Below are 12,866 nucleotides of genomic sequence, written 5' to 3' on the forward strand. Positions count from 1 at the left end.
CAGCGTCTCACTCGTAGCGAAGCGCTTCGACCGGGTCTAATCGGGCGGCGCGCCAGGAGGGATAGAGCGTGGCCAGGAAAGACAGGGTCAGGGCCATGATGACCACCGCCGTCGTCTCGCCGGCATCGATCTCGGCCGGCAGCTTCGACAGGAAGTAGAGCGTCGGATCGAACAGTTCGGTGTTGGTCAGCCAGGACAGGAACAGCCGGATGGTCTCGATGTTCATGCAGATCAAGAGGCCGACGATGAACCCGGTCAGCGTGCCGACCACGCCGATCGAGGCGCCGGTGATGAGGAAGATCCGCATGATCGCGCCCTGCGAGGCACCCATCGTTCGGAGCACGGCGATGTCCTGGCCCTTGTCCTTGACCAGCATGATCAGGCCCGAGACGATGTTCAGCGCCGCGACCAGCACGATCAGCGTGAGGATCAGGAACATCACGTTGCGCTCGACCTGGAGCGCGTTGAAGAAGGTCGAGTTGCGCTGGCGCCAGTCGACGAGAAAGATGGGACGGCCGGCCGCCTCGGTCACCGTCTTCCGAAACTGCTCGACCTTGTCGGGGTTGCTGGTGAAGATCTCGATCGCGGTGACGTCGTTGTTGCGGTTGAAATAGGCCTGCGCTTCGGCCAGCGGCATGAACACGAAGCTTGAGTCATATTCGGACATGCCGATCTCGAACACCGCCGCGACCTTGTAGGGCTTGATCCGCGGCGTGGTCCCCATCGGCGTCACGGCTCCCTTGGGAGCGACCAGCGTGATGCTGTCGCCGGCATGCAAGGAGAGCTGATCGGCGAGGCGCCGGCCGATCGCCACGCCCTGCCCCTCGTCAAATCCCTCGAGCGTGCCCTGCTTGATGTTCTTGGCAATCGAGGTCAGGTTCACGAGATCCTGCGAGCGGATGCCACGGATGAAGACGCCGGAGGCGTTGAACGGCGAGGATCCCAGGCCCTGGCCGTCGACCACGGGGGCCGCCAGCCGGATGCCCTGGACCTGCGAGATGCGCTCGGAGACGTCCTTCCAGTCGGTCAGCGGCGATTCCAGGGGCTGGACCAGCAAGTGGCCGTTGAGGCCGAGGATCTTGTCGAGCAGCTCCTTGCGGAAGCCGTTCATGACGGCCATCACGATGATCAGGGTCGCGACGCCGAGCATGATGCCGAGGAAAGAGAACCCAGCGATCACCGAGATGAACCCCTCGCGGCGCCGGGCGCGCAGATAGCGACCCGAGAGCATCCACTCGAAGGGGGCGAAAGGCGCGGTCTGCACGGGTTCGGTCATGGCTTCATCCATTGCGCGATCATCCCATGATTCGGGCCGATTGTGGCCGGATTGGCCAGAAGGGACCGGGCTGCCCCGGTGGATAATCCGATGATCGAACGAACCGCTCAGCCGGCCACTGGTCCGCCGAGCCTCGCCACGACGTCGGCCGGCGACATCATCTGCCGCGCGCCGTCGCTGCGGGTCTTCACCTCGACCTTGCCTTCAGCCAGGCTCTTGGGGCCAACCATGATCTGCCAGGGAATGCCGATCAGGTCGGCCGTGGCGAACTTGCCGCCGGCGCGCTGCTCGGTGTCGTCGTAGAGCACGTCGACGCCCTTGGCCAGGAGATCGCGATAGAGCTGCTCGCAGGCCGCGTCGGTGTCGGAACCGCCCTGCTTCAGATTCAGGATCACGGCGCGGAACGGCGCCACCTCCTCCGGCCATTTGATGCCGGCATCATCGTGGCAGGCCTCGATGATCGCGCCCGCGAGACGCGACACGCCGACGCCATAGGAGCCGCCATGGACGGTGACTTCCGCCCCGTCGGGGCCGGCGACCAGCGCCTTCATCGGCTCGGAATATTTGGTGCCGAAATAGAAGATCTGGCCGACCTCGATGCCGCGGGTGTGGACGCGCCGCTCCGCCGGCACCTCCGCTTCGAAGCGCGCGCCGTCGTGGACGTCCTCGGTCGCGGCGTACAACGAGGTCCACTCCTTGATGATCGGCGTCAGGTCGCCGTCATAATCGACGGACGCCGGCGGGATCGGCAGATCGAGGACGTTGCGGTCGCAATAGACGCCGGACTCGCCGGTCTCGGCGAGCACGATGAACTCGTGGCTGAGATCGCCGCCGATCGGGCCGGTCTCGGCGCGCATCGGGATGCCCTTCAGGCCCATCCGCGCGAAGGTCCGCAAGTAAGCCACGAACATCTTGTTGTAGGCACGCCGCGCGCCGGCCTCGTCGAGATCGAACGAATAGGCGTCCTTCATCAGGAATTCGCGGCCGCGCATCACGCCGAAGCGCGGACGCTGCTCGTCGCGGAATTTCCATTGAATATGATAGAGATTGAGCGGCAGGTTACGGTAGGACTTCACGTAGGCACGGAAGATCTCCGTGATCATTTCCTCGTTGGTCGGCCCGTACAGCAACTCACGCTTGTGGCGATCGCTGATGCGCAGCATCTCCGGACCATAGGCGTCGTAGCGGCCGCTCTCGCGCCAGAGGTCGGCGAGCTGCAGGGTCGGCATCAGCAATTCGAGCGCGCCGGCGCGGTTCTGCTCCTCGCGCACGATCTGCTCGATCTTCTTCAGGACCTTGAAGCCCAGCGGCAGCCAGGCATAGATGCCGGCCGCCTCCTGCCGCAGCATGCCGGCGCGCAGCATCAACCGGTGCGAGACGATCTCGGCTTCCTTCGGGTTTTCTTTCAAGATCGGCAGGAAAAACCGCGACAGACGCATGGGTTAGGCCTTCAAGATTCGGTTCGGGCTGGCGCAGTCAAACCGGATCGGGCGGCAAAACACAAGACTGGGTTTGAGAAAAAGCGGCTAAGCCACCGTATTCCCGATCATTTTACTGGTTGAGCTGAGGCGGAGGTTGAGCCCCGCCGCCATCTCCCTGCCGTCATCGAAGCCGCGTGCGCAGGCGTCCCATCCGCCTGCCCGCGGCCTATTGCTGACGCGGCTGCTTGGCGGACCAACGACCGAGATCACTGATCTCGGCGCTGCCCTCGATGGTCTCGATCGCACCGTCCGGGGTCACGAGCATCGTGCGCGGAATGTCGCCCTGCCAGGACGGGTCGATCTCGAACCGCAGCCGCTCGACGAAGCCGTCGCCGAAGATGAAGTTCTCGGCGGCGGCCAGGCCGGCCTTGTCCAGCATGGCCTGGGTTGCGGTGGTCAGGTTGGGCACGAGGTCGGCGCTCACAGTGACCACATCGATCTCGGGATGATCCGCCATGAACTTGCCGAGTTGCGGCAGCTCGATCTTGCAGGGCCCGCAGGTGACGCCCCAGAAATGGATCAGGGTCGGCCGTCCGGCGTGGGCGCGCAGCACCTCGCGCCAGGTGCCGCGTTCGAACGGCTTCAAGGATTGCGGCGCCGCCATGCTGGAGGCGGTCAGCGCGAGAAGCCCGCAGAGGGCAACAGCGGCCGAGATCTTGCGTTTCAAGATTTCGCGTTTCATGACTCGTCTCCGATCGCCTGCAACCGATAGCCGTCCGATTTGGTCATCCACGACAGGAACACCTGCCGGCCGTTGGCGACCAGCAGTGGATGGTCCGAGGCGTTGTCGGTGCTGGCAATGGCGCGCGGCTTCGACCAGGTCGCGCCGTCATCCTTGGACTGGATGGCCATGACGGTGGTCCGCTCGCCATCGAACTCCTTCCAGACCAGCGTCGTGACGTCTTGCGTCGCCAGCACATAGGGCCGCGTCGGATTGCGATCGGCCTGGCCGAGCGCCATGGGCTCGGAGAACGTCCGTCCCCCGTCGCGCGACTGCGCATAGAACAGCCCCTTGCGAACCTTGCCGCCGGTGAACCAGGTCACGTGGTAGGTGCCGGTGGGCGCCACGGTCAGGCTCGGCCCTTGATGCGGGCAGGCCTTGATCTGCCAGTCGTCGGAGCTGACGCGAGTGACCTCGCCGGGCGTCGTGAGATCGCTGAACGTGACCACCGCGTGGTCGCGGACGCTGCCCTCATAGATGTTGCGGAACACCACGACCGGCCGTCCCGGCCCTGCGAAGGCAAGGCCGAGCCGGCAACATTCGCAGGTATTGTCCTGAGCGAGAGTCGCCTCGGCGTAGGTGGCGCCGCCGTCGCGCGACGACGAGAAGAACAGCCCAGCGCCCTCATAGCTGCGCCCCGCGGCCTTCGCCGGCACCCGGTTGCGTTTGTCGAGCCAGGCGACGAACACCGTCCCGTCCTGGTCGAGCGCCATCGCCTCGAAGCGCTGGCTCTCATTGCTGGCGGTGATCGGACGAACCGGCGCAAAGCTCTGCCCGCCATCGCTGGAGCGCGTCGTGAGCACCTGCCCGTTGAAGGCCTGGTCGCGGAAGATCGAGAACGCCACCGCGACCGTGCCCTTGCTGTCGACCACCAGCTTCGGCCGGGCATCAGGGCCCCAGTCCAGATTGAGCTGCTGCTCGGTGACCGGCACGGGCGCGGAGTACGTCTTGCCGCCGTCGGTCGAGTTCGCGACGGATACGCGCCCGCCGGCCATCCAGGCGAGCCAGAGCTTGCCGTCTGCCGCAAAGAACGGCGTCACCTTGGTCGCGCATCTGAGCTCGGTGCCCTCGCAGGCGGCCTCCGAGCCGTGCTGGTGCGCCATCTGGGCTTGCGCAGTGAGCGGACTAAGGAACGCGATGGCAAGTCCAGCAAGTCCGCTTCGAAGCCGCGACGTCCTTGTCATGTCGATCCTCATCGGAATGCCACCTTCATGCCTGCCATGAAGGCGCGCGGTGAACCGGCATAGATCGTCCCGGTGGCCGCCACGATCTGCACGCCCGAATTCATGGCATTCTGCACGTTGTTCGCTGAAGCGATGTAGGTGCGGTCGAATACATTTCGGACCTCGAAGAAGACGTTCAGCGACTTGAATGTCTCCGAAGCCAGCTCGGTCTTGTAGTGGACGTTCAGATTGACCAGCTCGTAGCCGGGCGCCTTCTGCAGGTTCGCGTTGTCCATATAGAAGGAATCCTTCCACTGGACCTCGACGAAGGCGCCGAGCCCGGCCAATCTCCCGCTGTCGTGATCGTAGCCGATCCGCGCCGTCAGCTCGTTCGGCGAGATGCCGGGGATCTTGTTGCCGGCGCGGTTGAAGCTGTACAGCGTCGAGCCGCCCACGAGGTTCTCGGTATATTCGGTGTAGACTTGGTCCAGATAGGTGTAGGCGGCCGTGAACCGCCAGCCCGGCAGGAAGCGCCAGTCAGCCGCAAGCTCAACGCCCTTGTGCTCCGAACGCGGCGCGTTGAAGGTGTACGACGAATTGAGCGGTCCCGTCACGGCCTGGGTGACGATCTCGTTGCGGAAGAACTCGTAGAAGCCCGTCACGCTCACGGTCACCGCCCGGTTGGGCGTCCAGTCGAAGCCGATATCATAGCCGAGATTGGTCTGCGACTTCAGCTGGGTGTTGTTGCCGAAGGCGCCGGTCGGCAGCACGAACAGGTTCGACGCCTGCGGTGTCCCGTAGCCGGTGGCGACGCGGGCACGCAGCAGCCAGTCGCTGTTCACCTTGTAGAGCAGCGCCAGCTCGGGGGCGAGATTGTCGAACTGCCGGTCTGCCGTCGTGATCCCCACCGAGGTGGTGGGTGCCGTTCCCGTATACGTATAGGCCGTGTTCACGCCGCGCAGATGCGTGCGCTCCCAACCCAGCCCGGCCACCGCTGTCAGCGCCGCCGTCAGTTTGAGCTCCTCGCGCGCCCGCAAGCCATAGTTGGTCGTCTCGCTCCACGTGTTGCCCGAAAGACGTCCGAGCGCCGCGTTGCCGCCGGGCACGACGAAGCGCGTATCCCCGGATGCTGTGAGCGTATTGTAGAAGGCGCCGAAGAATGCGGTCGACTCCAGTCCGAAGATCTCACCGCGCCTGGTGATGTCGCTCATGTAGTTGTAGGACGGATAGTCGCCGATCGCGCTGGTCGATCCCGTCGGCTGGCTGATGTTGCGATCGTCGAACACGAACTGGTTGCGCCAGGTCGTATTGTTGTCGAAATCATGTTCCCAGCGTCCGCCGACGATGGTGCGGCGGTCGTTGCGGCCGAGGCCGGCCTGGAGCGCAGTCTCCGGGTCGACGCCACCCTGCGTATTGAAGCCGTTCTTGTTGAGGCCGACGGTCTGGCAGCCGGCCACAAACGACGTCCCGCTGGTGCAGCCCTGCTGATAGGGGTTTAGATAGTAGTTGCCCAGCGTGTACCGGACCGGCAACCGCGTCGAAAGCTCGTTGTTGATGATCTTGACGGTGAAGCGGTCGTCCGGCGTGACCTTCAACGTGCCGAGGAAGTTCACCGTCTGGGTGTTGAACCAGCTGTTGCCGAGATAGCCGTCGCCGCGCACGTCGCTGGTGAACAGCGAGCCCTCGAAGTTGCCGACCTTCTTGCCGTAGGCCAGATAGTTGCTGAGATAGCCGAAGCTGCCGCCTTCGCTGCCGATCTCCGCACCGTCGATGCTGCCGCCCGGCCGGGTCCGGAAATTGATCGCCCCGCCGGTCGCGTAGTTGCCGTAGAGCGCGGAGGACGGTCCGCGGATCACATCGACCGCGCCATAGGCATGGGGATCGATCAGGTCGCTGCGCGACAATCCGTCCGGCTGCGTCACCGGAAAGCCGTCCTCGAACAGCGCGATGTTGCGGATGCCGAAGCCGTTGCGGGCGTTGGAGCCGCGGATCGAGATGCCGAGGTCGCGCGGGCCGTTGCCCTGCTTGAGCGAGACGCCAGGACTTTCACGCAGGATGTCGCTCACCGTGAACGCAGGCCGGTCGGCATAGAGGCTGCGGTCGATTGTGGTTGCGGTCTGGCCGGCCGGCGCCTGGCTGAGCTGATCGCGCGCGGCGACCGCGCTGTCGGCTTGGCCGGACGCGCCACTTCCCTGGCCGGACGCGGCGGTAACGGATCCGCCGGCCGGCCTCGGCGCACGGCTCGTGGCGCGTGCAGCCTGCTGCGCGGCCGGCTTGCGGGTGGTTCTCTGTGCGGCCGCGCGCGGCGCATCGACGGTGACGGACGGCAATTCCTGCTCGGGTTGCGCATGCGCGATCGTGACCGACTGCACCAGCATGAGCTGCATGGCGATCACGCTTGCGCCCCCGAGGGCGTGACGACGAAACATGTTTGATCTTCCCCTTGCCGGCTCCCAGGGCCGGTCTTGCTGATCACAAAAATCATCAGCGCGGCCGAGGCGGCGCCGATGACGACGTCTGTCATCAGGAGAGGAAGGGAGGCCCGCGTGGCTGGGCTTGAGAGACGGCAAGGAGATGGATGAGGCCGAACTCGCGTCCGGCCCATGCGACCCGCGTCCATCCGCGCGGCGGTGCCGCGTGCATGGGAACAGGCGGAGCATCGAGCGCGCTTGCGGCATGCAGCACGCAGCACATGACGCAGTCGAGGCCACAATCGCTGCGCTCGCCGCCGTGGTCGGACGGCGGAGCATCTGGTTCGGCGTGACAGATCACGGCCTCGCCGAGCAGATCGACGGTCGCGATGGTTGCGGCCGTGATCGCGGACGCCGCGACCGGCGCCAGCACCTGTATGAGAAGGGCCAGCAGCGCGAGCGGCAGAAGGCGCGCAGTCCAGCGGCGCCGGGCGCTGCCGCGTTCGCGGCACGCTCCCTTGCGCAACCGGGTTGTCATCGCGCGCCAAGCAGTCATGGGACGCCTCCGCGCGCGCCGGATCGCAGGCCGGCGAGCGAACCTGTGAGACGACGCAAATGGCAGACCCGGTGGTCCATCGAAGGCCCCTGCTCCAGAGCGATGTGCTACATCTTGTGCTCGTGCTTCATCATGCTGCCGCCCTCGCCGCCGGGGCCCTTTGCGCCAACGCCCTGCACGTCGAGCGTCACCGCCACCTTGCCGGCCTTTTCGAACTCGAGCGTGAGCGGCAGCTTGTCGCCCTGCTTCAGCGGACTCTTCAGGTCCATCATCATCAGATGATAGCCGCCGGGCGCGAGTGCGACGGTCTTGCCGGGCTCGATGATGAGACCCTTGTCGAGCGGCCGCATCGTCATGACGCCGTTGGTCACCGCCATCTCGTGGACCTCGACCTTGCCGGCGACGTCGGCGGACGCGGCCACCAGACGATCCGGTGCGGCGCCCTTGTTCTCGATCGTCAGATAGCCGGCACCTGTCTTGGCGCCGCCAGGGGTGGCGCGGCTCCACGGCTGCGCGATGACGAGATCGCCCGCCTTGATATCAGCGGCGAAAACGCCGGGTGCGGTGGGCAGCAGAAGAGCAAGTGCAAGCAGAGAGCGTCCGAAGAACGTCATGTCCATCATCCTTGTTCGATGGTCGTCACAATGCGCCGGCCTCAGCCGTTGGCGCGTGTCTGCCGACCGCGAAGGCCAAGCAGACGATCTGTATGTCGTGAAGACGATAGCCGCGGGAAGCGGCCAGCGGATCACACCGCTGGCGGGGCTCTGGCTTGCGCGTGGGAGCCGGCACGCGCGCTCGAAGCTGCGGGCGCCGGGGCGCGCCAGATCACGTCGAGCGCTGCACGTTGAGCAACGTCGACGACTGTCTGATTCGGACTGTCCAGCGCTGCAGGCTGCGCCGCGCAGCACAGTGCGCAGGCCTCATGGCCGGGCTTGCCCCGCGACTCATCGGCAGGCTGGGAACCCGGCTGGCTGTGGCAGATCTCGACGTCACCAAGCGGATCGGATGCGGCAGCCGCAGCCGTCCAGGCGAGCCCGATCGGCGCCAGAATCTGCACCATCAGTGCGATCAGCATGATCGGAAGAAAAGCTTGCAGCCGCTGCCGCATGAATGCTCGCCAAATGAACTGATCTGTTGTGCCCGAGCGCACGCCCCGAGTCGAGGTCACCAGGAGCACAGTCAGCACATTTGGCCGCGGGGTCGTTGATGAAGAACAACGCCGAGCGCCGAAATCGGCGCCGCCAAGCGGCTCGCGTTTGAGGTATCTCAACACCAAAGGCGGGAAAAAGCGAAAATAAAACCCGCCAATTGCAAGCACTTATCGTTCATTTCATGAAGTGCGCGAAATTTGAACAATCGTTGCCGAAAAGGATGACAAACGCAAAAAGATCGTCTACGAATTTGGGCCTCAGGCTAACGCTTGCGGAAGTCTGGTGGTCCAAGTCTCGGGAGGAGCCCTGGCGCGCAAAAGCAGCGTCACCCCGCTTAACAAGATCAAATCTGAACTTGCGGGATATCAAAGGGTCGACACAATTTCCGAGCAGGGCCCGCTGCCCTGCTCTATTTTTTTGAGCGGGCATATCCTCACCAAAACAACGTATGCGCATCCGTATGAACGCTGCCTGAACGGTCACTTGGGCCTCTTCAGGTTGCCTCAAGTGCCGTGAATGTCGGCAACGGCGCACGCCAGCGAGATTTCGCCTTCCGCCACGGCAGCGCGACCGACACCGGTTCTCGGCCCAGCACCCTCCAGCGCAGTTCGTCGTCCTCGACCTCCAGCACGCCGAACGATTCGGCCGGCTCGCCGGAGATGAAGGTCTCGGTCAGCGATTGCAGCGTGATGTGCGGCGTGCCGTCGACGGTGGTCAGCGTATTCCAATGCACGTGACCGGCCAGCGCGACGACCGGACACGGCGCGTCGGCGATGACCTTCCGGATCTCGGCAATTTCGGCATAGGTCGCATGCCCCGGATTGGCTTCGAAATAGTAGTTGCCAGTCTGCGCGTGCCCCGACAGCGGCACGTGGCTGACGAGCAACGTCGGCCGCTCATCCTGCCCGAGCAGGTCCGCGAGTCCATCGAGATCGCCATCGGAAAGATGCAGGCCGCGCGCGCGGGTAAGACGGACATCGGGCTGCCAGAACACGCATCGGAGATCGCCGATGATCAGCGTACGCGACTGGCTCGGCAGATCGAAGATGGCTTCGTTATCGGCGAGCGTCAGACAAGCGACATCATGATTGCCGCTGAGGTGATGGTGCGCCACCGCGACGGTCGCAAAACACATCGCGACGTCGCTCTGAAGCAGGCGGTCTCGTTCGGGGTCCTCATCCGAAATCCGGTCGCCGAGATCGATCACCGCATCGACGCCTGCAGCGTTGATCTCTGCGACAAATCGCTCCAGCAGCGGCAGCGCCATCGATCCGCGCTTCGTCTGCGTATCCTGTCCGTGATGGATGTCGCCGATCACGGCGATGCGCGTCGTCGTCAAAACCGCGTCTCCGGCAAATGCATGCGCGAGAAGATCTCACGCGCCGGGTAGCATGGACGCATCACGGTTTTCTGACAGCGCGCGTGCGCCGCGACATCAGCTCGATGCAGCGCACAACATCCGGCTGTAGCGTGTTCAACGGGGTTGTGAAACAGTGCAGATCTTGGCGGCGCGACCAATGACGCCGCCAGACAACAATGGGACAGGGAGCACGGCATGTCCGGCACTGACGAAACGTCCAAGAAGACCTTCAAGAACCGGCGCGATATTCTCCAGGCGGCGACCGCCGCGGGCTCTGCGGCGGCACTGCTCGCCGGATTCGGCATCAATCCGGCGATGGCCGCCGAGATGGGCCGCTCTGAAAAACCGCTGAAGGCGGCGTTCTCCAATGCCGGCCTGCAGGCGACCTGGTGCGCCCAGGGCAAGCAGGCAGCGGAATGGTGGGGCAAGCTGCTCAATGTCGAGGTGACCTGGTTCGACGGCCAGCTCGATGCGGTCAAGCAGCGCGCCGCGATCGACAACATGGCCTCGCAGAAGTGGGATTTCGTCGCGATCCAGGCATTCGGCATCGGCACCCTGACGCAGCCGGTGCAGAAGATGATCGACGCCGGCATTCCCGTCATCGACATGGACACGCTGATCGCGCCGCTCGATCAGATCAACGTCCACTCCTTCCTCGCCCCCGACAATGAGTTCATGGGCGCGTCGGTGACGCAGGCGCTCGCGACCGCGATGGGCGGCAAGGGCAAGATCATCATGACGCAGGGCGCGCTCGGCCACACCGGCGCGCAGGGCCGTGCCAAGGGCTTCAACTCGGTCATCAAGCAGTTCCCGAACATCGAGGTGCTCGATACGCAGCCGGCCGATTGGGACGTGTCGAAGGCCGCCCGCCTGTGGGAGACTTATCTGACGAAGTATCCGCAGATCGATGCGGCGTTCTTCCACAATGACGACATGGCGCTCGCCGCCTACAACATCATGAAGGCGCGCAATCGCACCAACATCCTGATCGGCGGCGTCGACGCCATGCCGCCGGCGATCCAGGCCGTCAGCGATGGCCGCATGTTCGCGACCGTGCGCAATCCGTCCTGCCGCATCCATGGCGGCGCGATCGTTGCCGGCGTCGCGGCCGTGACGGCCGGCGAGAAGAGCGGCCAGGGCATCCCGAAGCAGGTCATCACCGACGGTCCGGTCGTGACCAAGGCCAATGCTCCGGGCATGCAATGGATGGAGGATCACTTCCTGATCTGAAGTCGCCTCCCATGCTGGACAGCCGCCCACCACTTCTGCAACTGCAGGACATCACCAAGTCGTTCGGCGGCGTCACCGCGTTGCGCGGCGTCGATTTCACGCTTCGCCCCGGCGAGATCCATGGTCTCGTCGGGGAGAACGGCGCCGGCAAGAGCACGCTGATGAAGATCATCGCCGGCGTGCACACCGGGTTCTCCGGCCGTTTCCTGCTCGACGGCCGCGAGGTTCATTTCAACTCCGCGCGGGATGCCCGCGCGGCCGGCATCGCCATGGTGCATCAGGAGCTCAGTGTCGCGCCTGACCTCACGGTGGCCGAGAACGTGTTCCTCGGCAATCAGCCGACCAATGCGCTCGGCCTCGTGCAATGGCGCCGCATGGCGCGCGAGGCCGCCGAACAGCTCAAGCGCCTCGGCATCGACGCCGATCCGATGAGCCGGCTCGGCGACCTGCCGATCGGCGTGCAGCAGCTGATCGAGATCGCGCGCGTGCTGTTCTCGGGCGCGCGCATCATCATCCTGGACGAGCCGACCTCGGCGCTCTCGCCGCCCGAGGTCGAGCGGCTGTTCGCCGCCTTGCGCAGACTGCGCGAGCAAGGCACCGGGATCATCTTCATCTCGCACTTCATCGAGGACATCCTGCTGATCTCCGACGAGGTCACCGTGTTCCGCAACGGCCGCAAGATCATGGAGACGCGTGCCGCCGACACCAGCAAGGCGGCGCTGATCGAGGCCATGATCGGCAAGGGGCGGGATGCGCTGGAGGACAGCTACACCCACGACATCACCCTGCCCGCACCTCCCGTCGACAAGCCGATCGTGGTCGAAGCCGACGGCCTGTCGCTGGCGCGCAATCTCAAGAGTGTCTCGTTCTCCGTCCACGCCGGCGAGGTGCTCGGCGTCTACGGCTTCATGGGCTGCGGCCAGCTCGAGCTGGCACGCATCCTGTTCGGCAAGCTCGCGCCGGACGCGGGCGAGCTGCGTGTGTCCGGTGAGCGCAACCGCTTCAAGAGCACGGCCGATGCGCGCCGCGCCGGCATCGCCTTCGTGCCGGAAAGCCGGCGCGACATGCTGTTCCTGCAGGAGCCGGTCTACAAGAACGTCTCGATCAGCATTCTCGATCGCATCAATGCGCTGCTGCTGAAGCCCGCGCGCGAACGCACGCTGGCGCAGCGCCAGGTCGAGCAGCTGCAGATCCGTCCCGCCGATGTCGAGATCGAGCTCGGCCTGCTCTCCGGCGGCAACCAGCAGAAGGTGGCGCTGGCGAAATGGCTCAGCCATCCGCCGCGGCTGCTGGTACTGTGTGAGCCGACCCGCGGCATGGATGTCGGCGCCAAGAGCGACGTCATTCAGATCGTGCGACAGCTGCGTGACCAGGGCATCGCCGTGATCGTGCTGTCGACCGAGCCGGAGACCGTGCTGTCATTGGCCGACCGCGTCATCGTGCTCAAGCGCGGCGAGGTCGTGCGCGAGTTCGCCGGCGAAACCATCAGCAAAGACCGTCTGCTCGAGGCGGCGTAA

General features: G+C 65.0%; 11 protein-coding genes. 2 read left to right on the top strand and 9 right to left on the bottom strand.

Features of this window, described 5'->3' with window-relative positions:
* Nucleotides 1-7 precede the first annotated feature (7 nt).
* From NLR35_RS03055 to NLR35_RS03095, 9 genes are all read right to left on the bottom strand, one after another.
* Nucleotides 8-1,288 carry a lipoprotein-releasing ABC transporter permease subunit gene (locus NLR35_RS03055; RefSeq protein WP_006611122.1) on the bottom strand — a complete coding sequence of 427 codons (1,281 nt, stop codon included), beginning with the start codon at nucleotides 1,286-1,288 and terminating at the stop codon, nucleotides 8-10.
* Nucleotides 1,289-1,383: 95 nt separating this feature from the next.
* Nucleotides 1,384-2,715: a proline--tRNA ligase gene (gene proS, locus NLR35_RS03060; RefSeq protein ID WP_257165066.1), complete on the bottom strand. Its 1,332-nt coding sequence runs from the start codon at nucleotides 2,713-2,715 to the stop codon at nucleotides 1,384-1,386.
* Nucleotides 2,716-2,923: 208 nt separating this feature from the next.
* The gene (locus NLR35_RS03065) at nucleotides 2,924-3,439 is read right to left on the bottom strand and encodes a TlpA disulfide reductase family protein (RefSeq protein WP_257165067.1); all 516 of its coding nucleotides are present in this window, start codon (nucleotides 3,437-3,439) and stop codon (nucleotides 2,924-2,926) included.
* Entirely contained in the window at nucleotides 3,436-4,662 is a 1,227-nt protein-coding gene (locus tag NLR35_RS03070; RefSeq protein ID WP_257165068.1) for a sialidase family protein, read from the bottom strand. Before NLR35_RS03070 ends, NLR35_RS03065 begins: the two co-directional genes overlap by 4 nt.
* 8 nt (nucleotides 4,663-4,670) lie before the next feature.
* Entirely contained in the window at nucleotides 4,671-7,070 is a 2,400-nt protein-coding gene (locus NLR35_RS03075) for a TonB-dependent receptor domain-containing protein (protein ID WP_257165069.1), read from the bottom strand.
* 94 nt (nucleotides 7,071-7,164) lie between these two features.
* Nucleotides 7,165-7,608 (bottom strand): DUF2946 family protein, encoded by a 444-nt coding sequence (locus NLR35_RS03080; protein WP_257165070.1) that lies wholly within the window; start codon nucleotides 7,606-7,608, stop codon nucleotides 7,165-7,167.
* A gap of 107 nt (nucleotides 7,609-7,715) precedes the next feature.
* Complete coding sequence (locus NLR35_RS03085) at nucleotides 7,716-8,222, bottom strand: copper chaperone PCu(A)C (protein WP_257165071.1); 507 nt, start codon at nucleotides 8,220-8,222, stop codon at nucleotides 7,716-7,718.
* Between the two features lie 131 nt (nucleotides 8,223-8,353).
* Complete coding sequence (locus NLR35_RS34240; protein ID WP_306577204.1) at nucleotides 8,354-8,926, bottom strand: DUF2946 family protein; 573 nt, start codon at nucleotides 8,924-8,926, stop codon at nucleotides 8,354-8,356.
* A 326-nt stretch (nucleotides 8,927-9,252) separates the two neighbouring features.
* Entirely contained in the window at nucleotides 9,253-10,026 is a 774-nt protein-coding gene (locus tag NLR35_RS03095; RefSeq protein ID WP_257165235.1) for a metallophosphoesterase, read from the bottom strand.
* 288 nt (nucleotides 10,027-10,314) lie between these two features.
* Between NLR35_RS03095 and NLR35_RS03100 the strand changes: the two genes are divergently transcribed.
* Both NLR35_RS03100 and NLR35_RS03105 read left to right on the top strand, forming a co-directional pair.
* The gene (locus NLR35_RS03100; protein WP_257165072.1) at nucleotides 10,315-11,349 is read left to right on the top strand and encodes a sugar ABC transporter substrate-binding protein; all 1,035 of its coding nucleotides are present in this window, start codon (nucleotides 10,315-10,317) and stop codon (nucleotides 11,347-11,349) included.
* 11 nt (nucleotides 11,350-11,360) lie between these two features.
* Nucleotides 11,361-12,866, top strand: a complete 1,506-nt coding sequence (locus NLR35_RS03105; RefSeq protein ID WP_257165073.1) for a sugar ABC transporter ATP-binding protein — start codon at nucleotides 11,361-11,363, stop codon at nucleotides 12,864-12,866.

The organism is Bradyrhizobium sp. SRS-191, from assembly GCF_024586915.1.
Classification (GTDB): Bacteria; Pseudomonadota; Alphaproteobacteria; order Rhizobiales; family Xanthobacteraceae; genus Bradyrhizobium.